The 26068-nt window shown below is 39.6% G+C and carries 25 protein-coding genes; 19 read left to right on the top strand and 6 right to left on the bottom strand.

Annotation, left to right across the window (positions count from 1 at the left end; genetic code table 11):
- Nucleotides 1–239 precede the first annotated feature (239 nt).
- Nucleotides 240–1241, top strand: a complete 1002-nt coding sequence (locus Q4550_RS21675; RefSeq protein ID WP_303535988.1) for a zinc-dependent alcohol dehydrogenase family protein — start codon at nt 240–242, stop codon at nt 1239–1241.
- A gap of 130 nt (nt 1242–1371) precedes the next feature.
- On the opposite strand, the gene Q4550_RS21670 is transcribed toward Q4550_RS21675, so the two are convergent.
- Nucleotides 1372–2223 (bottom strand): glycine betaine ABC transporter substrate-binding protein, encoded by an 852-nt coding sequence (locus tag Q4550_RS21670; protein ID WP_194221030.1) that lies wholly within the window; start codon nt 2221–2223, stop codon nt 1372–1374.
- Nucleotides 2224–2355: 132 nt separating this feature from the next.
- Here Q4550_RS21670 and Q4550_RS21665 point away from each other — a divergent pair, with 132 nt between their 5' ends.
- A complete protein-coding gene (locus Q4550_RS21665) occupies nt 2356–2550 on the top strand; it encodes a hypothetical protein (protein WP_303535984.1) in 195 nt (64 codons plus the stop codon).
- Nucleotides 2551–2634: 84 nt separating this feature from the next.
- Here Q4550_RS21665 and Q4550_RS21660 read toward each other — a convergent pair whose 3' ends face one another.
- Nucleotides 2635–3273, bottom strand: a complete 639-nt coding sequence (locus Q4550_RS21660) for a LysE family translocator (RefSeq protein ID WP_303535982.1) — start codon at nt 3271–3273, stop codon at nt 2635–2637.
- Nucleotides 3274–3610: 337 nt separating this feature from the next.
- On the opposite strand from Q4550_RS21660, the gene Q4550_RS21655 reads away from it, so the two are divergent.
- From Q4550_RS21655 to Q4550_RS21595, 13 genes are all read left to right on the top strand, one after another.
- A complete protein-coding gene (locus Q4550_RS21655) occupies nt 3611–6853 on the top strand; it encodes a DEAD/DEAH box helicase (RefSeq protein WP_303535980.1) in 3243 nt (1080 codons plus the stop codon).
- A gap of 80 nt (nt 6854–6933) precedes the next feature.
- Complete coding sequence (locus Q4550_RS21650) at nt 6934–7221, top strand: HNH endonuclease (protein ID WP_303535978.1); 288 nt, start codon at nt 6934–6936, stop codon at nt 7219–7221.
- 193 nt (nt 7222–7414) lie between these two features.
- Nucleotides 7415–8986 (top strand): glycine betaine uptake BCCT transporter, encoded by a 1572-nt coding sequence (locus Q4550_RS21645; protein WP_303535976.1) that lies wholly within the window; start codon nt 7415–7417, stop codon nt 8984–8986.
- Nucleotides 8987–9197: 211 nt separating this feature from the next.
- Nucleotides 9198–10022, top strand: a complete 825-nt coding sequence (locus tag Q4550_RS21640) for an STAS domain-containing protein (RefSeq protein ID WP_303535973.1) — start codon at nt 9198–9200, stop codon at nt 10020–10022.
- A gap of 189 nt (nt 10023–10211) precedes the next feature.
- The gene (locus tag Q4550_RS21635) at nt 10212–10925 is read left to right on the top strand and encodes an NAD-dependent deacylase (protein WP_303535970.1); all 714 of its coding nucleotides are present in this window, start codon (nt 10212–10214) and stop codon (nt 10923–10925) included.
- A gap of 117 nt (nt 10926–11042) precedes the next feature.
- Nucleotides 11043–11531: a GNAT family N-acetyltransferase gene (locus tag Q4550_RS21630; RefSeq protein WP_303535968.1), complete on the top strand. Its 489-nt coding sequence runs from the start codon at nt 11043–11045 to the stop codon at nt 11529–11531.
- Nucleotides 11532–11553: 22 nt separating this feature from the next.
- Nucleotides 11554–12150, top strand: a complete 597-nt coding sequence (locus Q4550_RS21625; RefSeq protein WP_303535966.1) for an LOG family protein — start codon at nt 11554–11556, stop codon at nt 12148–12150.
- A gap of 183 nt (nt 12151–12333) precedes the next feature.
- The gene (locus tag Q4550_RS21620; protein ID WP_303535964.1) at nt 12334–13896 is read left to right on the top strand and encodes a fatty acid--CoA ligase; all 1563 of its coding nucleotides are present in this window, start codon (nt 12334–12336) and stop codon (nt 13894–13896) included.
- Nucleotides 13897–14142: 246 nt separating this feature from the next.
- Nucleotides 14143–15387, top strand: coding sequence for a DHH family phosphoesterase (locus Q4550_RS21615; protein ID WP_303535961.1), 1245 nt, complete (start codon nt 14143–14145; stop codon nt 15385–15387).
- Between the two features lie 700 nt (nt 15388–16087).
- Entirely contained in the window at nt 16088–16768 is a 681-nt protein-coding gene (gene yknW / locus Q4550_RS21610; RefSeq protein WP_303535959.1) for a YknW family membrane protein, read from the top strand.
- A gap of 3 nt (nt 16769–16771) precedes the next feature.
- Nucleotides 16772–17893, top strand: coding sequence for an efflux RND transporter periplasmic adaptor subunit (locus Q4550_RS21605; protein WP_303535957.1), 1122 nt, complete (start codon nt 16772–16774; stop codon nt 17891–17893).
- Entirely contained in the window at nt 17890–18582 is a 693-nt protein-coding gene (locus Q4550_RS21600) for an ABC transporter ATP-binding protein (RefSeq protein WP_303535955.1), read from the top strand. The genes Q4550_RS21605 and Q4550_RS21600 overlap by 4 nt, the downstream gene beginning before the upstream one ends.
- The gene (locus Q4550_RS21595; protein ID WP_303535952.1) at nt 18579–19766 is read left to right on the top strand and encodes an ABC transporter permease; all 1188 of its coding nucleotides are present in this window, start codon (nt 18579–18581) and stop codon (nt 19764–19766) included. Before Q4550_RS21600 ends, Q4550_RS21595 begins: the two co-directional genes overlap by 4 nt.
- A 38-nt stretch (nt 19767–19804) precedes the next feature.
- Here the strand turns inward: Q4550_RS21595 and recQ are convergent, their stop codons facing one another.
- Nucleotides 19805–21895, bottom strand: a complete 2091-nt coding sequence (gene recQ, locus Q4550_RS21590; RefSeq protein ID WP_303535950.1) for a DNA helicase RecQ — start codon at nt 21893–21895, stop codon at nt 19805–19807.
- A gap of 258 nt (nt 21896–22153) precedes the next feature.
- Between recQ and Q4550_RS21585 the strand changes: the two genes are divergently transcribed.
- From Q4550_RS21585 to Q4550_RS24650, 3 genes are all read left to right on the top strand, one after another.
- The gene (locus Q4550_RS21585) at nt 22154–22852 is read left to right on the top strand and encodes a DUF421 domain-containing protein (RefSeq protein ID WP_303535947.1); all 699 of its coding nucleotides are present in this window, start codon (nt 22154–22156) and stop codon (nt 22850–22852) included.
- A 16-nt stretch (nt 22853–22868) separates the two neighbouring features.
- Complete coding sequence (gene fbpA / locus Q4550_RS21580) at nt 22869–23048, top strand: Fur-regulated basic protein FbpA (RefSeq protein ID WP_303535944.1); 180 nt, start codon at nt 22869–22871, stop codon at nt 23046–23048.
- A 257-nt stretch (nt 23049–23305) separates the two neighbouring features.
- Nucleotides 23306–23428 carry an aspartyl-phosphate phosphatase Spo0E family protein gene (locus Q4550_RS24650; RefSeq protein WP_194222263.1) on the top strand — a complete coding sequence of 41 codons (123 nt, stop codon included), beginning with the start codon at nt 23306–23308 and terminating at the stop codon, nt 23426–23428.
- On the opposite strand, the gene Q4550_RS21575 is transcribed toward Q4550_RS24650, so the two are convergent.
- Nucleotides 23381–23548, bottom strand: a complete 168-nt coding sequence (locus Q4550_RS21575; protein ID WP_194222344.1) for a hypothetical protein — start codon at nt 23546–23548, stop codon at nt 23381–23383. The two genes, Q4550_RS24650 and Q4550_RS21575, sit on opposite strands and share 48 nt — an antisense overlap.
- Nucleotides 23549–23886: 338 nt before the next feature.
- On the opposite strand from Q4550_RS21575, the gene Q4550_RS21570 reads away from it, so the two are divergent.
- Nucleotides 23887–24129, top strand: a complete 243-nt coding sequence (locus Q4550_RS21570; protein WP_048310190.1) for a type B 50S ribosomal protein L31 — start codon at nt 23887–23889, stop codon at nt 24127–24129.
- An 83-nt stretch (nt 24130–24212) separates the two neighbouring features.
- Here the strand turns inward: Q4550_RS21570 and Q4550_RS21565 are convergent, their stop codons facing one another.
- The gene (locus Q4550_RS21565) at nt 24213–24695 is read right to left on the bottom strand and encodes a sigma-70 family RNA polymerase sigma factor (RefSeq protein ID WP_303535931.1); all 483 of its coding nucleotides are present in this window, start codon (nt 24693–24695) and stop codon (nt 24213–24215) included.
- Nucleotides 24696–25093: 398 nt separating this feature from the next.
- A complete protein-coding gene (locus Q4550_RS21560; protein WP_303535928.1) occupies nt 25094–25978 on the bottom strand; it encodes a TetR/AcrR family transcriptional regulator in 885 nt (294 codons plus the stop codon).
- Between the last annotated feature and the right edge of the window lie 90 nt (nt 25979–26068).

Raw genomic sequence — 26068 nt, 5'->3', positions numbered from 1 at the left:
ACCATATCCAAAGAACGTGAAGAAGCCCTTCTCATACGTATGAGAAGGGCTTCTTCAATGACTTGCATTGATAGGCCGGTCATCTGACAGCACCTTTTATTATGAAAAGATAATGACCGGCTGTATAATGAGTTTGGTCATAAATTCTGAATGAAATACCTGTTTGTTTAGAAAGATATCGGGGAACGCAGAAGAATAAACAAGGTAATTTGAATTAGATCCAGGAAGGGTGTTTATTCATGAAAGCAGTTGTGATTAACGAATTTGGAGCACCATCGAAATTTCGTGTAGAAGAGCTCTCATCAAGAGAATTAAAAGCTGGTGAAGTGAGAATTAACGTGAAAGCAACAAGCGTTAATCCAGTGGATATGAAAATACGATCTGGTCAAGCAGAAGCGTTTGCTCCAACATTTCCAGCCGTTCTACATGGAGATGTAGCGGGCATTGTGGAGGAAGCATATGAAGGAAGCGCGTTTAAAAAAGGTGACGAGGTATTTGCTTGTGCAGGCGGGGTAAAAGGCCTCGATGGAGCACTCCGTGAACAAATGATTGTTGATCATAAGCTTGTGGCTAAGAAACCAGCGCATTTATCTATGAAAGAAGCTGCCGCATTACCGCTCGTATCTATCACGGCGTGGGAAGCACTCATTGATCGAATCAATGTAAAGCCAGGACAAAATGTTCTTATTCACGGTGCGACAGGCGGCGTTGGGCACATCGCTATTCAGATTGCTAAATCACTAGGTGCCATCGTCTATACGACAGCTTCAACGAATGAGAAAATGAAGATAGGTCAAGATCTTGGTGCTGATTACGCGATCAATTATAAAGAAACGTCTGTCGAAGAATATGTTAATGACTATACAGATGGAAAAGGTTTCGATGCTGTTTTTGATACTGTAGGTGGAGATAACATGGAAAAGTCATTTCAAGCAGTGAAAAATGGCGGAGACGTTGCCTGTATTGTTGGCAGTGGTGAACACGACATGACACAACTTTATGTAAAAAGTGCTTCGTACCATGGTGTTTTAATGCTCGTTCCGATGTTAACGAATGAAGGCAGAGAGCATCACGGAGACATTCTAAACCGCGTAGCGCATATGGTAGATCACGGCATATTAAAGCCGGTTTTGGATGAACAAAGCTTTACTTTTACTACGATCGGTGACGCTCATGCACGACTTGAATCAGGAAAGACGATTGGCAAAGTTGTTGCAGAAAATGATTTGGGACATTCTTAAATATAACATTGGATAATGAAAAGGAACCCATTCGGGTTCCTTTTCATATTGATTAGTCAATCAAATGAACTAAAAATAAAGCCATTCATGAGAGCGAATAGATAAAGAATTCGAAGATGAGTTCAGGCCGTTATTCAGTCCATTTAGAGACAAGTTCTTCGTTCTCTTCAACCCACTGTTTTGCGCCTGTTTCGGTGTCGTCAGCATTCTTAATCGTTGCCATTAGACTACCGAGTGAATCATCATCCATCTTCCAATTGTTCATCCACTTAACGATTTCAGGGTGATCGTCACTGAAATCTGTTCTTGTCATAAAGTAAATATCGTCCGCTTCACCATAAACATTTTTGGGATCTTCCAGGTACTTTAAGTCATATTCTGCAAAAGCCCAGTGAGGATTCCACAGCGTGACAATAATAGGTTCTTCGTCTTCATAAGCTTTCTTAAGCTCACTCATCATCGCTGGACCAGAGCTATCGACAAGGTCATAATTTAATTCATATTCATCAACAGCCGTTCTGCTCATTTCCATCAAGCTAGCGCCCGGATCAATTCCAACAATTTGTTCTAATCCAAGTTCGTCTTTTTTGTCGTTCAGTTCATCAATACTATTGATATCCATATACGAAGGTACAACTAGCCCAAGACCTGTACCCTCATACCATGTTTCTTGCATCTCAACATCTTCTTTATACTCTTCGTATAGCGGTTTATCTGTTGTTGGTAGCCAAACCTCTGCTGCTACATCAAGGTCGCCTTGTGAAATACCAGCCCAAACAGGTGATTTTTCCATTGATTTGAGTTCAATATCATATCCTTTTTCTTCAAGTATCACTTTCCACATATTTGAAACGGCGATGTTTTCAGCCCAGTTGTTTAATCCAAAAGTAACCGTTCCTTTCGATTCTTCACTTTCTCCAGATCCACAAGCTGCTAAAATTGAAAGTGCTGCAATGACTAGGACTAAGATTCCTCTCCTCATAAATACTCTCCTTTTTCTTTCTTATATTTTGTGCGAAAACGCACATGTTTTCTATCATAACAAATGTGTCACACTTTTGCAGGTTTATTACAGAAAGGAGACAGTGTATGATAAAGGTAGGGAGGGATGGGGATGATCACAATTGCAACAACGCTTATTATTATTTTTCTTGTTATTATTTTAATTGGTACGCTAATGGTTGCCGGAAAAAGTGATCCTGGGTATGGGAAGAAAGCGAAGAATACAACGGTTACCATTTCCGCTATTTATCTTCTTGTAAGCGTTCTTGCTATAGCAGGAATCGCAGCTTATGTTTATTTTACGTAAACGCGTCATTGTAACAAGAATGCTGTCTCAAAAACATTCGTTGTCATAAATGAAGACGTAATAGGATTGGCTGCATAGCCAATCCTATTTTGAAGCAACGAAAATCATTTCAGCTGCAAGGTAGCCGAACCGTAATCCAAAAAATAATAATACGAGACTGGCGGTTACACTAATCGCGCGGAGCGTTCGAGGTTTCATTAGTGATTTTCCGAAGTGGACGGTCATACAAAGATTGACATTCCAAAGGCCGATCCCGATGAAAACGAGTGCAGATAAGAAAAAGGCTTGCCATTTGTCTGGCTGTTGCAGTGAAACACTAAGCACTGATCCGTAAATACCGAGCCAGAAAAGAAGGTTCATCGGATTAAATGCAGCGATCATGAAACCAGCTGCGTAGGAATGAAATAAGCCCGTTTTTTCTTTGTCCTCGTCTTCATCAAGACTTACTTGAGATCGAAAGCCTTGAATCCCAGAAATCGTTAAGATAATGGCTCCGAGAATCATTAAACTAATTTGGACAATAGTCAACTTAACAAAAGTTGCAATACCGAAATACATCAAATACATGAGTACAAGGTCTGCACTCATTCCACCTGCTCCTACGAAGAGAGAAGACCAGAACCCTTTATGAATTCCTCGCTTCATGATTTCGATGTTAATTGGACCGAGCGGAGCAGCAATGGATAAGCCTAGGATAATGTGAGCAATAGCAATTTCTAGCATGGCGAGCAATCTCCTTTTATCTATGTATTCTGATTCAAGATAAATACTTTTGAGCAGGCTGTTGGAGTGGATAGATAGTTGATTTATTCGAATGAAGTGAAGGGTTCACTCGAATGAGTCAAACATCTAGAGATCATTTCTCGTAATGAATGTACCTTGAAATAAGGAATTCCTCTTTCTTTAATACATGTCCAAACGGTCTGAATTAGAAGTCTCATTTTGAATTTAGGGAAAAATATGCTATTATGCTCTTTTGGGTCGCGCAATATTTTGAAGAAGATGTGGAAAATTGTATAATGAAGGTTACTACTACCATTGGAATTGATGTGATGTGGATATGAAGCATTTTTCTATGTTTACTAAAAGTGAAATAAAAGAACGTTTTCCAGTGAGCTTCTATCAAAGAGGTCTCACCTATTTTCAGAATGGGCGCGTATCTGAGCTTACATATGATAAAGAAGATCAGTCTTATCGAGCTTATGTAAACGGAAGTTCTGAATATGGCGTGTTAATTGAGCTACTTGGTGATAACTGGTTTGGGTCTTGCGAGTGTCAAGCATTTGAAACATATGGCACTTGTAAGCATCTTGCTGCTGTGCTTATTGCAATCAGCGAGAAAGGGCCGGAAGAAAGTGAAAAGGAAAAACCATCACAGGTACCTCAATCACCACGAAGCTACAGTGAAACAAATCAGCTCATTCAAGTGTTAAGTGATTATCAACCCGAAGTGAACCGCTCAAGATTGAGAGCGGATGAGTTGAAGATTGAGTTTACATTGAAAGCGAGCTCTTACCCGACGCTTCGTAAATCTCAAGGTGATTCTCCGTGGACTCTTGAACTTAAAGTAGGGGTAAACCGTTTATATGTTGTGAAAGATATTCGCGCATTTCTTGATGCGATTCTTGATGAGCAATCTTATTTGTTTACGAAAAAGTTCAGTTATGAACCAGATGAACATACGTTTCATGAACTCGATGAGCCTTTTATTCAACTTCTACTCGCAATAAGAAGGAATGAGAAGGTTTATTTGGATTTACCTGATAACTGGGGGCGTTTTACTGAAAACCGTGAATTGATTTTACCTCCATTGACAGCGAATGAGTTTCTTTCAGAGTTTTTAAAGCAAAACAGATTGATTCGTTTTGAATACAATCGGACGCTTTATGAAGAGACTGAACTTTTCGATGGTGGGTTACCATTTTCTTTTGAGATTGAACAGCGGGAAGATGATTACGTACTTCAGTTAAATGGATTTCAAAGCGCAGCTTATTTTCCTACTTATGGGTGGTTATTTCACGATGAGAAGCTTTATAAACTGTCGAAAAAACAGCAGTCCTTATTAAGGGATCTGTCTCATTTTCGAAATGCGGCTAGAAAAAGTGACTTATCCATTTCACAAACGCAGATTGAACCATTTCTTTCTCAGGTCGTTCCAGGTCTCAAAAAGCTTGGGGATGTATTGATCTCTGAACAGATCAATGAAAAAATCATCAATCCTGATTTGCGTGCGAGAGTCTATGTAAATGCAGAAGGACAGCGACTTCTAGTTAACGTTGAATATGAATATGGCGAAGATGTGATTAATCCTTTTAAAGATGATTCCCGGATCGTAAATGACCAGGGAGGCATTGTCTTAAGAGACAGTGAAAAGGAACAGACCATTATGTCTCTTATTGAACAAGCATCACTAAAATTCAACGGTAAAGAACTTTATGCAGAAGATGAAGCGGTGATATTTGACTTTCTTTACTGGACGATTCCAGAACTAAATGACCTTGCTGATGTGTTTCTGACAGAATCTGCTCGAGGTTGGTTATTGGATGAATCATCGGCTCCGGTAACATCAGTAGATATGGATCATAGTGGAAATTGGCTTGATGTAAGCTTTGACATGAAGGGATTAGATGAAGAAGAAATCTCTCATATTCTTAAAGCTGTGATCGAAAAAGATCGCTATTATCGCCTTGCGAATGGTGCCTTCGTTTCAATTGAAAATGAAGATTTTCAACATGTTAGTCAGCTATTCGACGACCTGAATATAAAAGAAAAAGATATTGAAAGAGGAGAACTCCATCTGCCACTCTATAGAGGGCTCCAGCTCGACGAAAGAATGAGCGGTGGAAAGCACGCTTCACGTTATAGCAAGGCTTTTCGAGATCTTATCTCTCGTTTAAAGCACCCGGAGGACCTTCAGTTTGATCTTCCAACAGGGCTAGAAGCTGATCTTCGCTCGTACCAGATGACGGGATATCAATGGCTAAAAGCACTTGCCCATTATCAGTTGGGTGGGATTCTTGCAGATGACATGGGACTAGGTAAGACATTGCAAAGCATTGCCTACTTGCTGTCTGAGAAAAAAGATAATCCAGAAGCGATGGCGCTTGTTGTCGCACCAGCATCACTTATTTATAACTGGAAAAAGGAGTTTGAGAAATTTGCTCCTGGACTTCAGATTGAAGTGAATACTGGTACGCCTATTGAGCGTAAAGAGCTTCTAAGTCAAGGGCTTCAGCCAGACGTTTGGATAACTTCATATCCGACGCTCAGGCAGGATATTGCCCATTATGAAACCATTCAATTTGATTCCGTTATTCTTGATGAGGCTCAGGCAATTAAGAATCCTGCCACAAAGACCTCACAAGCTGTGAGACAATTAAGTGCTAAGAAGCGGTTTGCACTCAGCGGAACTCCAATTGAGAATTCACTTGATGAACTTTGGGCACTTTTTCACTCGATTATGCCTGGTTTCTTCCCGGATCAATCCACGTTCAGAAATTTACCACATGAGCGAATTTCGAGAATGGTAAAGCCATTTATTCTAAGACGTGTGAAGAAGGATGTACTTAAAGAGCTTCCTGATAAGATTGAGACGGTTCAAGTATCAGAGCTTACAAAACAGCAAAAAGAACTGTACATTGGCTACTTGCACCGTATTCAGCAGGAAACTAAAGAAAGCCTTGCTGGCGATGGTTTCCAAAAAAATCGCATGAAAATACTGGCTGGACTTACTCGTTTAAGGCAGCTATGCTGCCATCCGTCTTTATTCGTTGAGAATTACCAGGGGCAATCGGGTAAACTTGAGCAGCTTTTAGATATTGTTACGACATCAATCGAAAACAAGAAACGTCTCTTGATCTTTTCGCAATTCTCGAGCATGTTAAAGATCATTCATCAAAAGCTAACGGATCTAGGCTATTCCGCTTTCTATTTGGATGGTCAGACGCCTTCGAAAGATCGAGTTGAAATGACCGAGCGATTCAATGATGGTGAGAATGAAATTTTTCTTATCTCATTGAAAGCAGGAGGAACAGGATTAAATTTAACTGGTGCCGATACGGTTATTCTTTATGATCTATGGTGGAATCCAGCTGTTGAGGAACAAGCTGCAGGCCGAGCTCATCGAATTGGACAGAAAAAAGTTGTTCAAGTCATGAGGTTAATTACCCAGGGGACCATTGAAGAGAAAATTTATGAGCTTCAGCAAAAGAAAAAAGAACTCATTGAGAAAGTTATCCAACCTGGAGAAACGATGATCTCTAGTCTATCTGAAGATGAAATAAAAGATATTCTGAGCATTTAATCGCTAGAACTTAAGGGTTTTAATTGGTTTGAATAGCCCTTATTAAAGTAACAAACACTACCTTATAGAGGGGTGTTAAGATGGATGTGTGTGAATTATGCGGAAGAACGGTTACCAAATGCACGTTGCACCATTTAACCCCTAGAGAAGAAGGCGGTTCTTTCAAACCAACCGCCTGGCTATGTGTGCCTTGTCATAAGCAGATCCATGCTCTTTATACGAACAAGGAGCTTGCTATTAGGCTCAATACGATCACACAGCTCAAAGAAGACGATCGAATTCGTCGTTATTTGAAGTGGATAAAAAAACAGCCAGGAACGAAGAGTGTTAAAACGAAGAAGGCAAACAGTCGAAAGCAGAAAAAATAAATTTTCAAGTCGGTTTTTTATTTAAAATCCTTATAAAATGCAACGTTAATTGAAAAATCTCGAAAATGAGTTAGTTTGGATTCGAAATTCGGCGTTTCGACATTTTTTATAGTGGTATATGTAGATATAGGTAAAAAGGTACTAATTCTTATGCTATAGGAAAAGAAAATTATTTTAAGTTGAGGTGAAGTGTATGAGGGGAAAAGTATCCTCCGTGTTTTGGAGCACGCTCATTATAAGTTTATTAATGGTTGCTTGGGGAGCGATCTCTCCAGACACATTACAGTCGTTGACGGCAAGTGCCCAATCATTTATTTCGAATAAGTTTGGGTGGTATTACCTAATTCTTGTAACATTGTTAGTTATTTTTTGTGTGTTTATTATTTTCACACCGTACGGGAAAATTAAGCTAGGAAAACCCGATGAGAAGCCTGAATTCACAAGGTTAAGCTGGTTTGCCATGCTGTTTAGTGCTGGTATGGGTATTGGACTGGTTTTCTGGGGTACAGCAGAACCGATGTCTCATTACGCTGTTAATGCTCCTACTGCAGAAACTGGCACACCCGCTGCTATTAAGGAAGCTTTACAGTATTCATTTTTCCACTGGGGTATTCATGCATGGGCAATTTATGCCATTGTGGCGTTAGTTCTTGCATACTTTAAATTTAGACATGATCGTCCCGGCTTAATTAGTGCGACTTTATATCCAATTTTTGGTGAGCGCGTGAATGGTCTTTTTGGTAAAGTTATTGATACGCTAGCGGTTTTTGCAACAATCGTTGGTGTTGCGACAACATTAGGATTTGGTGCCGTTCAAATTAACGGTGGTTTATCGTTCCTAACAGATGTACCAAATAGCTTTAGTACACAGCTGATTATTATCGGTGTTGTTACGGTACTATTCATGATTTCAGCCTGGTCAGGGATCGGAAAAGGAATCAAATACTTAAGTAATGCGAATATAGGATTAGCAGGAGTTCTTTTCCTAGCGATGTTCATTCTAGGACCTACTGTTTATATTCTGAATATGTTTACAGATACAATCGGTTCTTACTTAACGAACTTAATGGCAATGAGTTTCCGTATTGCGCCATTAAATCCAGAGAACCGTGAATGGATTAATAACTGGACAATTTTCTATTGGGCCTGGTGGATTTCATGGTCACCATTCGTAGGGATTTTCATTGCCCGCGTATCAAGAGGAAGAACGATCCGAGAGTTTCTCGTAACTGTGCTTCTTGTTCCTTCGATTGTTGGATTCTTATGGTTCTCAACATTTGGGATTTCAGGAATCAACATTCAACAGCAGGGAATTGCTGATATTGCATCACTAGCAACAGAAGAATCACTCTTCGGTACGTTCCAGAATTACCCTCTAGGGCTTATTTTATCAATTATAGCCATAACCCTAATCGGTACATTCTTTATTACTTCAGCTGACTCCGCTACGTTTGTTCTTGGAATGCAAACAACATACGGTTCCTTAAATCCTGGTACAAGCGTGAAGTTAACGTGGGGGGTTACACAATCAGCTATGGCTGCGGTACTTCTATACACTGGTGGACTACAGGCGTTGCAGAACGTATTGATTCTCGCTGCTCTGCCGTTCTCCATTATTATGATATTAATGACCGTGTCCTTCTATAAAGCTCTAAAGAAAGAGAAATATTTAGTGGCGAAAGATCCAAAGCCCCGAAAAGAAAAACGAAAAGAAAAGAAAGCAGGTTCTGAACCTACAGATTCAACTGCGCCTGCTACAAAGTAAAGTTTTGAGACGATAAGGATTTTCTTATCGTCTCTTTTTTTGCTTATACTTATTTGACTCATTGAATTGATTAACATTAATCGTAACTAAGTCAAAATTTAACTATCTTCATTCATAAACTCAGGTGTCTATCGCTCAATCTTTACTTTTCCCCCCCGTCGTTATAAAATGATTTGGCATATAGGAAATTATGGATAAGTAGGGATGGAAGATGACGGTGAGATTGCAATCTGCAAGTGAAAGAGTCCTCGAGCTAAAAGAGGAAATTGCCCATTTAATTACAGTAGAGCAAAATAAGAAATTCCCAGATCAGTTGGAGAGTCTATCTAATGAACTGCTCCCAATGCGTATTGAATTGGTCACCGTCTATGCTAAAGCGTTAGCGCTTGATGACGTTGAGAGTGAGCAGAAGATTAAGGAGTGGGGTATTGAGACTGGGGAAGAGTGTGCAAGAATTGGAACAACGCTTGATGCGATGTTAAGTGAGGTGCCTCACTATCGCAATTTTATAGGTGAAGTATTGAAGGGATATGCGATTGAGCAAGACATGGGTATTGAAGAGCTTTATGGAATGATTACGAAGCTAGATTATACAATGAATTTGGTCGTTTATTACTTTAGTGTTCCTTATGTTAACTATCAAACAAATTTACTTGAACAATCACGTAAGGAGATTCTTGAATTGTCAGCGCCAGTCGTGCCAATAATGGATGGTGTTGCCGTTCTACCTTTGATTGGAACGATAGATACATACCGGGCGAAGTTAATCATGGAAGAATCACTTCATCAATCTGTGAATCTCAATCTTAATTATTTTGTGATCGATCTCTCAGGGGTTCCCATCGTTGATACATTTGTCATTCAACAGCTCTTTCAAGTTATAGAAGCTCTTAAGTTAGTAGGAGTAGAAGCAAGAATTAGTGGCATCAAACCAGAAATAGCCTTATCAGTTGTAAAGTTAGAAACAAATTTTGGTCAAGCTAACACCTACTCAACATTAAAGCGAGCGCTAGCCGATTTAGTGAATATGTCTTAAGTGAAACTGCCCTTCACAGCCATGTGAAGGGCAGTTTTTAGAAAGGTTGATGTAATCATTCTTTCATATGAAATTGTAAAAAAAGATAAAACGACTTTACGATTAGATAACAAAAAACGGGACAAGTGGTTTAGAAAGCGGAAAATATGTGAATGGTTAACTATTGGATAAATGAAAGCTGGTGATTCTATGCTTACGGAACTATTTAATAAATCCAAACATACTGTTGTTTTAACAGGGGCAGGGATGAGTACAGAAAGCGGTTTGCCTGACTTTCGATCTGCACTTGATGGAATGTGGAATGAGGTAGACCCGCTTCAATTTGCTAGCAGAGATGCGATGAAATACGAACGAGATTTATTTGTTCGATTCTATAAGCAACGAATACAAAAGTTAAATGAAGCTTCTCCTCATAAAGGATACTATCATCTTGCTGATTGGGAACGAAGCGGAGAGCTTGGCTGTATTCTGACTCAAAACGTTGATGGGTTTCATCAGTTGGCCGGTAGTCAAAACGTTGCGGAAATGCATGGCTCATTGCGATCGATCTATTGTGATGAATGTGGAGAAAAAGCTTCAAGTGAAAGATACATGAATGATGATTTTGTCTGCCACTGCGGAGGATTTAACAGACCTGGCATTGTATTATTTGGTGAACCCCTTCCAATGAACGCGATTCATCAGGCAAAAGTGGAAGCGAAGAAGGCTGATCTTTTTATCGTTCTAGGTTCTTCACTTGAAGTATCACCCGCGAACGTTTTCCCGATGGAAGCGAAACGAAATGGTGCTAAGTTGGTTATTGTTAATCAAGAGGAAACGGGGTATGACAGCGCAGCTGACCTTGTTATACATGAAAAAATAGGCAAGGTTCTAAATAATCTGGCTGAAGCTAAGTCACAATAGCACATGGAGACAAAAAAACACCGATACATATCGGTGTTTTTTTATGGTCGAATTGACACTATTTTTCAAACATATTTAATAGTAAGATAAAAAGAGATGGAAAGGAGATGGCAGTTTTTGATAGTATTACAACCAATGAATGATTATGACTTCAAACAATTTCTGGAAGTATCGATTGATAGCTATGCAGAGGAAAAAGCTTCATCGGGGAATTGGAAACAAGAAGAGGCATATGAAAAGTCCAAGCAGGAATTCGAGCGATTATTGCCTGAAGGAAGACACACCGAAGATCATTTTCTGTATACCATTGTTAATCAAGCTATAGAGGAAAAGCTAGGAAGCTTATGGGTGAAGGTGGATAACGAAGCAAAGGAAGCATTTATCTATGAGTTTGCTATAAATGAAGATAAACAAGGTAGAGGCTTTGGAACAGAAGCCATAAAGGCACTTGAAGTACTGTTAGAGAAAAAAGACATTGAAGGACTTTCACTTCATGTTTTTGGTCATAATACAAAAGCGATTCGACTTTATGAGCGTTTAGGATTTAAAACAACAAATATAAATATGAAGAAAAGCTTACAACCAAAGTCGTTATTGTCTGATTGATATAAGGGGGTAGGATCTGTAAATGAACGAATTGAAACGAATGACAGTTTTTTGTGGATCCAGTGAGAATGTTGATAACCACTATTTTGAAGCCGTCGAGCAGCTTGGCAAGGAGCTTGCAGAGAAGGAGATTGAAGTGGTATACGGTGGAGGCAATGTCGGGTTAATGGGGGCACTAGCAAGATCGGTTTTAAAAGCTGGAGGCAAAGTGACAGGGATCATTCCTCGCAAAATTTATGATAATGTGACCCACATAGAGCTATCGAATTTAGTTATAGTCGATACAATGCATGAACGTAAAGCCAAGATGTATGAGTTAGGAGATGCTTTCATAGCGTTACCTGGTGGAATTGGAACCCTTGAAGAATTAACGGAAATATTCACCTGGTATCAGCTTGAATATCATAATAAACCGATTGGACTTTTGAATACAAAAGGCTATTATGATCGCTTTTATCTCATGCTTGAACACATGGTAGAGGAAGGCTTTCTTCATAAGCAATATATGGAGCCGTTGCTTACAGAAGAAAACCCTGAGAAACTTGTAGCTATGATAAGTCGACATTCGGTTCCTATGATGAATAAATGGAAGCAGGATGATATAAGTGATCGCATTTAAATACCGGACATTCCGGTATTTTTTTGTGATTTCTTATACTTTAAAGTAGGATTGTTTATTCAAAAAGGAAACACACCTAAATTAATTAAGTATTCAGATAAAAAAGAAGGGATTACCTCTGTGAAAATGGAACTATACATACGCAAACCAAATCTAAGAGAAGAAAGATGTGGAGGTTTCTAAATGTATATAACCATCGGTTCTTTGTTCCTTCAAACGGTAAAAAAGTATGGTAAGGAAGAAGCGCTTGTTGATGTAGATCGAAACATAAGATGGACGTATAGGGAATGGAATAACGAGGTGAACCGTCTCGCGAATGCTTTACTAGATGCAGGAGTTAAAAAGGGAGATCGCGTATCGACCTTCTTATTTAACACTGTGGAATTAGCTACGCTTTATTTTGCGAGTGCAAAAATCGGAGCTGTTATTAATCCAATTAATTTCAGATTGAAATCTAATGAAATCGCTTACATCATTGAAGATGCGAAGCCATCTATTTTCATATTTGAACGTGCTCTGGAACCGATTGTTTCAGAGATACAGTCTCAGTATCCGGATGTCTCGTTCTGGTCAATCGATGATCATGAGCCATCTTACGCAGAGAGCTACGAGAAACATGTTCGTCTTTCGCACGATCATGAGCCCATAGTTGAGGTAGATGAGAATGATACGTATGCGATTATGTATACGAGTGGAACGACCGGTAGACCTAAAGGTGTCATGCATCGTCATCGTAATATGATAGAGCAAAGCATCTTATGTGGCGCATCATTAAAGCTCACACAAGCCGATCGGGGACTTGTGGCGGCGCCAATGTTCCACTGTGCAGAATTGCACTGTAACTTCTTACCAAGAGTTCATTTTGGTGCAACGAATATCATTATTCATCACTTTGAACCGAAAAAAGTACTTGAAGTCATTCAGAACGAGAAAGTTTCAGTTCTCTTTGCGGCTCCAACGATGTGGAATATGATTCTTCAAGAAGATTACGCTAAATATGATCGAAGTAGTTTAAGGGTCGGCCTTTATGGTGCTGCCCCAATGGCGCCTTCCCTAGTCGTTTCGGTAAAAGAAAAGCTTGGTATTCATTTAATTCAAGCTTACGGCATGACTGAAATGGGGCCGGCTGTCACATTTCTTGATGAGCACGAACAGTTAACAAAAGTAGGTTCTGCAGGAAGAGCAGCCTTAAACCATGAAGTAAGAGTTGTTCGTCCGAATGAACGAGGTCCTTCAGAACCTGATGATGTGCTTCCTCCTGGGGAAGTAGGTGAAATTATTGTAAAAGGACCATGTATGATGATGGGGTATTTTAATCGTCCTGATGCATCGAACGAAGCGATGTATAAAGGGTGGTATCATTCAGGAGATCTCGGCTATATGGATGAAGATAGCTACCTTTACGTTTCGGATCGGGTGGATGATATGATTATTTCAGGTGGGGAGAACGTCTACCCGAGAGAGGTGGAAGATGTTCTCCATGGTCATGAAGGAGTTTTAGATGTGGCGGTACTAGGGCAGCCAGATGAGAAGTGGGGAGAGATTGTCACCGCTATTATTGTGAAGAAAGCGGAAGGGTTAACAGAGGCAGAACTCGATCGTTATTGTAAAGAAAGTCCAAACCTTGCTGACTATAAGCGTCCTCGAAAATATTTATTCTTAGAAGAACTTCCGCGAAATGCTAGTGGCAAAATTCAAAAGTTTCGCTTGCGAGAAAAGTATCAAGTTGAAACAAATGGTTCCTAAACGTTAAGGTCAGCTAGGGGAGGGCCCTTTGAGACTTTATTAGCTAATATGGTTGATCATTCGATAAGGGGCTCATTCACATGTGAAATGATTTTGTTCTTTTATATTGGACAGGGGTTGTAAAAGACCTGTATAATTGAAAAATTGTAAGAAGGAAGCGGGCATTTGCTCGCTTTTTTCAATGAATCGTGTATTCATGAATTTTGAAATGGCGTACATACTAACATCGAATAGGAGGAGTTGCTCATGATTAAATTGTTTACGGATAGTGATCTTGATGGAACGGCCTGTGCTCTTATTGCCGAGTTGGCATTTGAGAATGAAGCTGAGACCACACATTGTACATATCGCAATTTAGATGACAGGGTAGAAGCTTTTCTTTTACAAAACAGCGGTGATCCGATTTTTATTACTGATTTATCAGTGAATGAGCATGTTGAAAAACGCTTGGAGGAACGATTTCAAAAAGGAAGTCATGTCCAAATGATTGATCATCATGCTACAGCGATGCATTTTAACGACTACGATTGGGGCTATGTTGATCCAGGTGATGATAAAAAAACGTGTGCCGCAACACTTTTTTATCAGTTTCTGTTGGAAAAAGAGAAAATCGAGCGTTTGGAATCATTAGAACAGTTTCTTGAGCTTGTGCGAAAGTACGATACTTGGGAATGGGAAGAGGATAATGAGGTCGATGCGAAACGATTGAATGATCTATTTTCCATTATGGGAAGAGAAACATTTAAATCCGAGATGCTGAGGCGTTTAACGCGAGATCCCGATTCCTTTGCTTTCAATGAATCAGAAGAAATGATTCTTGATCTAGAGGAGCGGAAAATTGAGCGTTACATTCATCAGAAAAATCGTCAGCTCGTTCAAATGGAAGTGGATGAATACTGTATCGGTCTTGTTCATGCTGAATCGTACCATTCAGAACTTGGTAATGAGTTAAATAAACGAAATCCACATCTTGATTTCATTACGATCATCAATGATGGAAGCCGACGACTTGGTTTTCGAACGATTCATGATGAAGCGGATGTCTCTGAATTTGCATCACGTTATGGAGGCGGAGGCCACCCTAAAGCTTCCGGTTGTGAAATGAATGAGGAGACCTTTCGGATTTTTGTAGCGCCATCCTTCGCTCTCAAGCCACTTCGTAAAGATCCTGAACGGAATAAGCTCAATGAGCGAAACAGTGAAAGTGGTACTTTCTATGAGAATCATGAAGGAAAGACCATCTACATTCGTCCTGGTCGAGAAGACCAATGGGAAATCATGTGCCGTGGCGAGGTTGAAAAGAATGACTTCGAACACTTTGAGGATGCAGAACGATACGTCAAACGCTCTTATCATGCGTGGCTCCGTTCTGATAAGGAAGTCGTGGAAGACTTTGTCCGTATCCTTCCTCTTACAAAGAAACAAATCATCGATCGCTATCACTATATGATCAAATCAATGCTCCATCAAGAAGAAGATGCTCTTAGCTGAGCGTCTTTTTTTATCGTTTAGTGTCTAGGAGGATTTTCTGAATAAAAAACTATCTTGCTATCATCTTATTTGGATGATAACATATGAAATCAAAAAAATTCTTTAATATGATGAGAAATAGGTTTTTTGGTGCTGCTCAGTACATTAAATTCTGTTTCTTTTCTTTGATACCGGGGTATAGAATGTTACATGCCCATGGCACTTCAACCATAGCGTTGCGAGCATGCATTATGGGTGTGAAAGGAGAAATCAGTGAAGCGAATGATCTCTAACAATCGCTATTCGCAAGTCCTTTACCAGACACAGAAAGCCAGGGCACGATGCTTAAAGGTTGATAAGAAACCGTACATCAGGACGATCGCGACCGCTACTGGATTCTCAGAAGAAGAGATCTTAGAATCTCTCGAATTTGGTGATGTCGATTACATCAGGAAGCTGCGTTTGCACTATAGCTAGACGTAACGTTATGCGTTGTAGAGCCACTATTAGGGCATGTAACTCTTAGATGAACCTTGTTCATTAAGAGAGCAGCTATCACTATAGCTGGAGGCTGATTATTTCATTATGAAATAATCAGCTTTTTTTGTGTTTTAAAATATGACGTCTTATAGAAAAAATAACTATTTTTCAAAAATAATGGAACCTTTTTCTGTTAGACTCGTAGAAAGAGATGACATTATTTTGAAAGGTTGTGTACATAATGAACGAAGATTATGAAGAAAAAGGAAATGCAGCAAAGCCATCACTACTTGGAATGATTTGGAGTCCTGGTGAACAGTTTAAAAGCATTCGACAGGCTCCTAAAGTATGGTTGCCCTTAATCGTTGTTACGGTACTATCATTAATCGGCGGGTGGTTGATGATACTTGGGCCAGGATTCGAAGAGCAATTCGCTACAGGGGATTTGCAAGGAGAAAATGTAGACGGTCTTATTTTATTTACTAAAATTATTACAATCGTTTCTGTTGGAGTTGGGCCGGTATTATCCATCCTCGTTGGTAGTTTTATTCTTTGGTTGATTAACAAAGCAACAAGCTCAGAAGTTACGTTCAAACAATTCTTTTCGATGAATACGTATATAGGGTTTATAGGAGCAATAGGTGCTGTTCTTAACGGACTTATTATAGCTATTGTTGGAGGCACAGTTGATAAGCTCTACACAAGTCTTGGTAGTTTAGTGAGTGGAGAAGGATTTCTAGGTGGTTTTCTGAATGGAATTGAGATCTTTGGTATCTGGACGATTATCCTGACGGCTCTAGGTCTTCGTATTACAGCTCAATGGCCAAAGGCACTCGTATGGACAATCGTTATTATCCTTTTTCTTTTTACAATCGGTGGCGCCGTAATCACTGGTGTAACGAATAACATGTCAGGAATATAAGCAATGAAAAAGAAAATTTGGATTGCAATCACTGTTGTTATAGTCATTGTTATTGTAGTAGGTGTGAACATTTATCGGACTTATGCGGATAGCACGGCTACTGTTGAAGCTGAAAAAGCTATAAAAGAAGAAATAAACTCCACAGTTATGACTCCTGGTACGTTAGCGATGGCTGATGAAAGCACCCTTTATCAGGATCCTGCTAAGGGTGAAGTGAAGGAGGTTCTTGTTAAAGAAGGAGACTCCGTGAAAAAGGGAGATTCAGTACTTACATACGAGAATCAGGATTTAGAAATGGAGAAAGAGCAGAACGATATTAACATCGAGTCGCTTTATCTACGAATCAATTCACTTGATAAACAAGAAAAGCGTTTAAACGAGAAAAAAAGCGACTTAGCTGATGATGTTGGAGAAGAAGAAGCAGACGAAACAATGGAAGCAGAGCTTGATCAAGTGAAAATGGATAAGCGGATGGCGAATCTTGATTTACGTCAGGCATTATTGCAGCAAGATCGTTTGAAGCAGAAAATAAGCGATCTTGAAGTAACAAGTGACATTAGCGGTGTTGTGCTAGAAGCCAATGATGCAAGCGCACCGCAGTCGACTCAAGTGGAAAAGCCTCTTTTGCGGATTGGAAGCATGGAAAATCTTATCGTCGAAGGAACACTTTCTGAATACGATACGTTGAACATTGAATCAGGTCAAAAAGTTACCATTACAACAGATGTGCTACCTGACGAAAAATGGGAAGCGGAAGTAATGGATGTAGGCTATTTACCAGAAGCCTCGGGAGCTGAATCAAACGCTTCTGCTGTTCAATATCCTGTTACGGTTAAATTAAAGAAGCCAGAAGAGTTGAATTTAAAGCCAGGATTCCAGATGATTCTTGAAATTGAAACAGAATCACATGAAGCATTAACACTTCCGTTTGAAGCGGTTCAGCAAGATGGGGAAGAATCATTTGTCTTTATTGTGGAGAATGGAAAAGCTGTGAAACGCGAGATTGAAACAGGTTCTTCTACAACGAAGCGGATTGAAATTACGAAAGGGGTCTCTACGGAGGAACAAGTTATTATCGATCCGCCGGATAAGCTTAAAGACAATATGGAAGTGACCGTACAATGATCCAACTTGATGAGATTACAAAAAGCTATACCCTTGGTAAGGAATCGGTCAATGTTCTTAGAGGAATTAGTTTGGAAATTAATAGTGGTGAATTTGTTGCCATTATGGGCCCTTCTGGATCAGGTAAATCAACCTTAATGAATATAATTGGTTGCCTTGATCGCCCAACAACTGGATCTTATTTCTTAAATGAAGAAGATGTGTCGAAACATAAAGATCAGGAGCTAGCGAAAGTTCGAAATCAATCCATTGGTTTCGTGTTTCAACAGTTTCAATTATTACCAAGACTAACAGCGCTCAAAAATGTGGAGCTTCCCATGGTTTATGCTGGGGCTACAAAAAAAGAACGAGAAGAGCGCGCTAGAGATGCTTTGACGAAGGTCGGACTACAGGATCGGGTAGAACACCTTCCGAATGAACTCTCAGGCGGCCAAAAACAGCGTGTCGCTATTGCAAGAGCACTCGTGAATGACCCGTCTCTTATTCTTGCTGATGAGCCTACAGGAGCCCTTGATACGACTACTAGCGTTGCAATTATGGATTTGTTCGTTCAGCTTAATCAAGAAGGAACGACGATTGTTGTCGTCACACATGAGCCAGAAGTAGCCGAGTATGCAAACCGTGTGATCTACGTACGGGACGGTTTACTCGGGCAGAATCCTCTTTCGAACAGGGGGCATACAACGTGAGTCTCTGGGAAAATATCAAAATGGCTTTGACATCAGTCAAAGCGCATAAGATGCGTTCCATCTTAACGATGCTTGGCATTATCATCGGTGTTGCTGCCGTGATTGTTGTTGTCGCTATTGGGCAGGGCGGAGAGGCGATGCTAAAGTCTCAAATTGCTGGTGATGGAAACACGATTGAAGTATTTTACCAGCCTTCTGAAGAAGAAATGCAGCAGGGGAAATGGGAAGATAATCCCTTTACACAGGAAGACATCCGTCAGTTAGAGGGAGTGGAAAAGGTCTCGAATGTTGTGGCCTCTTCCTCCGAGTTTTCCACGGCTCGACTTCGAGAAGAGGAAGCCGAAACTTCGATTACAGGTATCAATGAAGCTTATTTAGATGTGAACCAACTAAAAGTAGAAGAAGGTCGTTCATTTACAAGTGCGGATTTTCTTGGTGGTCGAAGAGTAGCCGTTGTAAGTGCAGCGATGCAGGAAGAATTATTCGAAGGTAAATCACCAATTGGAGAAATCATTCGTATTGGTGTTCAGCCTGTTGAAGTGATTGGGGTACTTGAAAAACCAACAGGGCTTTTTGCGTTCGGTTCAGTCGAAACGTACATTCCTTGGACGGCGATGCGAAATATGCTTGGAACGAGTAACTACAGTCAGGTGACGCTTCAAGTCGAGAACGCTGATGATATCCAACCGATTGGAGACCGTGCAACGTTGTTATTAAATCAGCTACACGATACAGAAGATTCATATCAAGTCATCAATATGGAAGAAATTGCTCAGGGAATTGGTCAGGTAACGACCATTATGACCACGATCATCGGGAGTATTGCTGGAATTTCGCTTCTTGTAGGTGGTATTGGTGTGATGAACATTATGCTCGTTTCTGTAACAGAGCGAACGCGTGAGATTGGAATTCGCAAGTCTTTAGGTGCGACTAGGCAGCAAATCTTGCTTCAGTTCCTCGTCGAATCCATTATTTTAACGTTAATTGGAGGAATCATTGGTATATTGCTAGGATCTGGTACGGCTTACCTTGTCTCCTTTTTTGCAGACTGGCCATCGTTAATTTCATGGCAGGTCGTTTTAGGTGCCGTCGTCTTTTCCATGCTGATTGGAATTGTATTTGGTTTATTGCCAGCGAACAAAGCCTCAAGGTTAGACCCAATTGATTCCCTTCGTTATGAATAATAAGAAAGAGGATGAGCCGGCTCATCCTCTTTTTTGCGTTAACTATTCGAAGTTTGACGATGTTTTGTTAAAGCGACCTTAATTTGAAAGTAAGTAAACGATTCGGGTAGTGCTTCTTTAATTGGCTTTAGTTTATCAAACCCTACATCTGCCGCTTTCTCAAGAATCTTATGTTCTGTTTCCTGATCGATGAGTCGGCTCGTATCTTCAAGTAAACCTTCTTCCATTGCCTTTAGTAGATGACTCTCGACGGTGGTTGGACTTAATGAACGCGCTGCTGAGATGTTTGGAATGTCTTTACCTTCATCAAATAATTTTAATGAAGCTTTATGACTCGCATCCTCTGAAGAGGTTGGTTTCGCCGATTTCGCCGATGAGAGTAGCTCAAGAAAGTCTTCGCCGTATTTATCAAACTTCATATCCCCGACGCCCTTGATCTCAAGCATTTCTTCACGTGTGGAAGGTGTTTTTGCGCTCATTTCTCGCAATGTACTATCGGCAAACACAACGTAAGGTGGCACGTTGTCTCGATCGGCAATTTGCTTCCGTAGCGTTCGCAGCTGTGTAAAGAGTTGATCATCCTCTTCAATCGCTACTGGTTTACGAGCTACTTTCTTATATATGTTTTCTTGTCCTTTTAACACAGGTAACGTTTTTTCCTGTAGAACGAGGGTGGGGTACTTACTATCAGTTAAAAGAATATATTGCTCGGCTGTTAGAAAATCAATCATATCCACAATATCTTGCTGTGTGAGATGTTTTAATAAACCAAAGGTTGAGACGCTGTCGAGTCGTAGTTCGTTCAAACGCTTTGATTTCGATCCTTTCAGTACCTGTGCAATGATCGTTTTCCCAAATCGCTCATTCACTCGTTTAATCGTTGAGAAAATCATTTGCGCTTCACGGGTAATGTCAACCGCTTCTCTGTCGTCAATACAATTGCTGCATTTACCACATTTATAGCCCGGCCGCTCATCTCCAAAGTAATGAAGAATGGTTCCTTGGAGGCATTTTTCAGTATGACAATAATCAACCATCGCTTTTAATTTGGCGAGGTCAGCGGATTTACGTTCAGGTTCATGTTGGTTCTGATCAATGAGAAACTTCTGCACGTGAATATCACCAGGGGAAAAGAGAACGAAGCAATCACTTTCTTCTCCATCACGCCCAGCTCGTCCAGCTTCCTGGTAGTAGGATTCCATATTCTTTGGAAGATTATGATGAATCACAAACCGAACATTCGATTTATCAATCCCCATCCCAAAAGCATTAGTTGCGACCATCACTGAAATGTTATCGAACAAAAATTCTTCTTGCGCTGTTTTGCGCTGCTTTTCTGTCATACCAGCGTGGTACTTGCCTACTTTAATGCCCTGTTTTTGTAAGGAAGCGTAAAGTTGATCTGCTTCCTTTCTAGTGGCGGTATAGATAATACCGGACTCAGAAGCGTTTTGGCTAAGGTATTTATCGATAAATGATTTTTTCTTCTCTCCTTTAATAACAGAGAAGTGCAAGTTTTCCCTGGCAAATCCGGAGATAAAGGTTTGCTCTGGGGTTATGTTTAAGATTCGCTGGATGTCCTGAATAACTTCAGGTGTTGCCGTAGCGGTTAAAGCAACGACGGGAGGCTGCACTTCAAAGTGATGAAGCATCTGGCTAATCTTCATATAACTAGGTCTGAAATCATGCCCCCATTGGGAAATACAATGGGCCTCATCTACGGCAATAAGCGAAATCTTAGTCCGCTTAAGCAACCGCTGAAAAGTTGGTGCTTCTAAGCGTTCTGGAGCTACGTACAGTAATTTTATTTCTCCACTTTCAGCTTCAGCCATACGGTCTCTAATTTCAGTCTCTGTAAGTGAGCTATTAATATAGGCAGCTTCTATACCGTATCCGGCAAGCGCATCAACCTGATCTTTCATTAGTGAAATTAGCGGTGAAATGACGATCGTTAATCCATCTGATAGAAGAGCAGGAATTTGGTAACAAATTGATTTTCCTCCACCAGTAGGCATAATGCCAAGCGTATTATAGTTAGATAGAACACTTGAAATGATCTGTTCCTGTCCACCTCGAAATTGATCATACCCAAAATGATGTTTAAGTTGTTCTCGTGCTTGTTGGAGCATCGTATCTTCCTTTCTGGTTCGTCAGAAGTTCGTTTGCTTTTCTCATCTTACCGTACCCGTTGAATTGTGTATAGACAACCTCCGTGATTCTTTCAAAATGGAAGTGATCACTGCAAGGGTTAATGAACAAGATTAATGAAAGCATTCATCAATCGTTCTTTCAGTATTATTAGAGGATAAATGTTTAGGAAATGGGCAAAATGGTAGAATGTGCAAATAAAAAGTGGTTTTTAAGCGTAATCAAAGGGGAACATGAGTATGGTGGATTGGTTTGAAGTTATAATAAGATCTTTGTTTATTCTTATCGGACTATTTTTCATTACAAAGCTTCTAGGGAAAAAGCAATTATCAAAGCTTTCCTATTTTGAATATATTGTTGGCATCATTATTGGTGACATTGCCGGTAGTTTATCAATGGACATCGAGGTAAGCGTCCTTCATGGAACTACAAGCCTTTTAATATGGACGCTCGCATCTGTATTACTCAGCTATTTATCAATGAAAAATAAAAAAGTAAGAGATTTCGTGGAAGGAAAAGCACGAATTTTTATAAAAGATGGAAAGATCCTTGAGGGTAACTTAAAGAAAGAGCGTTTTACAATTGATGAACTGCTAGAAATGCTCCGCAAAAAAAGCGTCTTTTCTGTAAATGAAGTAGAGTTTGCACTATTTGAAGCGGATGGTGAGCTCAGCGTTTTATTGAAGCGAGATTATCGGATGATACGGCCAACTGAAATCTGGCTTAGTCTACCTGAAGAGAAAGAGCCAAAAACCGTGATTATGGATGGGGAAATTATTAAAGAAATGCTTAATGAAGTAGGGAAGAGCGAAGAGTGGTTGAGAAGCTACCTATTAGACAAAGAGGTTGTAGTAGAAGATGTTTTTCTTGCGCAGCTTCACTCTGATGGAAAGTTAACGCTTGATTACTATGAAGATGGCATTTCTGAAGTTGAATAGCACAATGGAGGATGTTATGGAAAAAGAAAGATCGTTCCGATCAAAAGAAGAGCTAATCGTGCTTCTTCTAGATCGTGGAATATATAAAGTGAAGCACAAGCAATTATATGAGTGCTCCCAAACAGAATTGTACTACTATTATCTTTCAATAACGAGAGATAAATTACAACGATTAACTACAAAGGTTAGTTTGTAACAGCTTCTATATAGAAGCTGTTATTTTTATTCATGAATGGTCTTATATTAAGAACTTGTTCGAATAGTGTAAAGAACGTTTTAATAAAGAAATAGAGTCATTTTGTCTAGTTTTGGCGAAAGCCTTCACAAGACATAGAATAATTTGGATAATAGAGCTTGTACTTAAATGGATAGGAGGGGTGACGAACCTTGTTATATGTTAAACAGGACGCAAAAGAAGAATTGCTTCACTGGATAAAGCGTAAGCAAGAGGAAATGATTGAGATTGGCACAACTAAAGGGATATCACATCAAGAAACTTTACAGTGTAGTCAGGAGTTGGATGATTTACTAACTTCGTATCAACGTTTGACCTCCGTCAACCAACTTAGAAGTTAACCTTTGGATCGAGTGAAAAATGGCTTCCTTAACGACTGGTGGATAATCGTTTTGGAACTCACGAATACAATCACGAATTTGTTGAATTAGTATGATTTCCTCACGAACTGCATCGTTCATTTCAACATCCTCCTCGAGATTCAGTTTATACACCCAATCATGACAAATTAGATACTTAATCGTCAATCCTTTTTCCTTAAAATCGTTCAAATGTTCTTGAAAAATTCATTATTTTCTGTAAAATTAGGTCTTTTGAACTACTTTAGTTGTATGACTTACATATTGTTTATTAATTTCTTAAAAAAACTTTCATACAATGTTTGAACAAATGGCTCAAAAATTATATACTAGAAAGGACGGGTTTTGGTGCCCATTATTATGTGGCCCCAAACCTCTGTTTATTTCTATAACATTCATTTAACGTAAATGATGATTTGATTGATAAAGGAGGTCTAGCAATGAAGGAAGGAATCCATCCAAAATACCAGCAAGTTGTATTTTTAGACGTTAGTACTGGTTTTAAGTTTCTAACTGGTTCTACTATGGGATCTAACGAAACGATTGAGTGGGAAGACGGTAGCGAATATCCACTAATCAAAGTTGATATTAGTTCTGAATCTCACCCATTCTACACTGGTCAGCAGCGCTTTAACGATGCTGGTGGTCGTGTTGAAAAGTTCAAAAAGAAATACAACCGCTAATAAAAGTAGAAAACACTCCCAGGAGTGTTTTCTTTTTTTACTCAAAATAAACGATAAAAGTGATAGGAGCTTTTATGAAACTCTCAAGACGATGAAAGCTGTTTTCGTAACTTTGATAATGCACTTTTTCTCCAGGATTTTACTGCTTCAATGCTCACTCCTTCAACACCTGCTAATGTCTTCAGGGATTCCCCACCCAAAGCGACCATGTCCACCCATTTACTCTGATTTTCTGTAAGATTACTTAAGTCAAGTTCAGGTAATAGAGTTTGTTGATGAAATGGTAGCCTTTCTTCATATTCACTCCAATCTGAGTGAAGAGAGAGCTGTTTAGACAATCGTGTTTCTTGGCGACATTCATCAATTAGCTTGCCTCGGACTTTCATGTAGGCGTAAGATGAAAAACTTCCTTTTCCATTTTGATAGCTTTCGGCAGATTCCCATAGGGCGATCATGGCTACCTGTTCATATCTAATATAATGGTTCGTGAGGTGAAGCTTTTTAATCTGACTTTTGATGAGTGGCATGTATTGTTCAACCAAATCTTCAAATACGCTATCTTCCAATGAAATTTTCTCCTGTAATCAGGTGCACCTTACTTTTATTCCGCCGGTAAATCAGACGATACGTTAATAAGGGGGAAGAGTCATATGAGCAAACTTAGAGTTTCGTATAGGAGAATTAATATGTACATCACTTCATGCTTGTGGAGATGGGGAGTACAGGCACACTTATAATTCCCTAACAGACAATCATTCCTTTTTCAGATTCGGTATACCAAAATCTTAAAGAAACATAAAAAAACGATCTAAGATTAGATCGTTTTCGGAGGAGAGGACTTATGCTTTTCGATAGCAAAGCTGGGCATTAATTCCTTTTAATTGAAGTTCGCGGACAATACGTCTTAACTCTTCTTTTGTTAGGAGCGGCTCTTTCACAATCTTCCACCTCCACTAATTTTGGATTACTGATCAAGTTCCAATGCGTCAATAAGTGCAGTCTTATATAAGTCAAGTTCGGAGAATCCTTCAAACTGGTGTAGCATTCCTTTAAAGATAAAGCGACGCGGGTTTGGATCACTTACTTCCTTCTTCAAAAATTGAATGGTTTCAAGCAACTCTTTACGCTGATTTTCTTGAATGTTCATTCGATTAATCAACGTAGCCATTTCATTCAATATATGAGAAGGGGATTTTCGCTCGCATCCATCTGAATGACTCATGTTCTGGAAGATTGCAGAGGCATGATCCAATGAGAGGAAGGGGGCAGTGTTATTTTCTAACATACCGCTTACCATGTCATTCAAGCGACTTAATATAAAGCGTGGAAGATACTCCAGGTCTAGGTCAGCATTCTGTAAGACAATTAACTTGATATAGGAGGAGTACATACCATCTAGGAGCAAAACACAGTCCGGGAGAATCGGAGTAATCCGATCGCCATATAAGTCTTGAATGCTACTCGCTAACGTTTCAAGGGACTCCATTCTTATCTTAAGAATTAAATCGTCAATTTCTTTGTTCATCGAAATAGCTTGTTCCCGGAATTGCATAATAATAAACTCTTTATGATGCAAAATTTCTTGTGCTTGAACGTATAGAAGCTTCTCTAGCCGTTCTTCAGGGGTGAAGGAATCTAATTTCGCTTCTGATATTTTCTTTTTTAATTTCTCATAATAATAAGCGAAAATGGAATAAAGCACATCATCTTTAGATTGGAAATGGAGATAAACGGCTCCTTTAGAAATTCCACTTTCATTAGCGATTTCCTGTATAGACGTGGAATGGAATCCTTTTTTGGCAAAAAGCTGCATCGCCGTTTCAAGGATCACTTTCTTTTTATCATTCATTCATCTTACACCTCTGTTCGCCAGTAATTTCACTGACCGGGTTTTGATGACCAATTGGTCACATCTATTATATCATGTTCAAGATTTTTT

The sequence above is a fragment of the Anaerobacillus sp. 1_MG-2023 genome (assembly GCF_030547345.1).
Taxonomy (GTDB): Bacteria; Bacillota; Bacilli; order Bacillales; family Guptibacillaceae; genus Guptibacillus; species Guptibacillus hwajinpoensis_B.
Note: the sequence above shows the minus strand (reverse complement) of the source record. Positions and strands in the feature narration are given on the sequence as shown.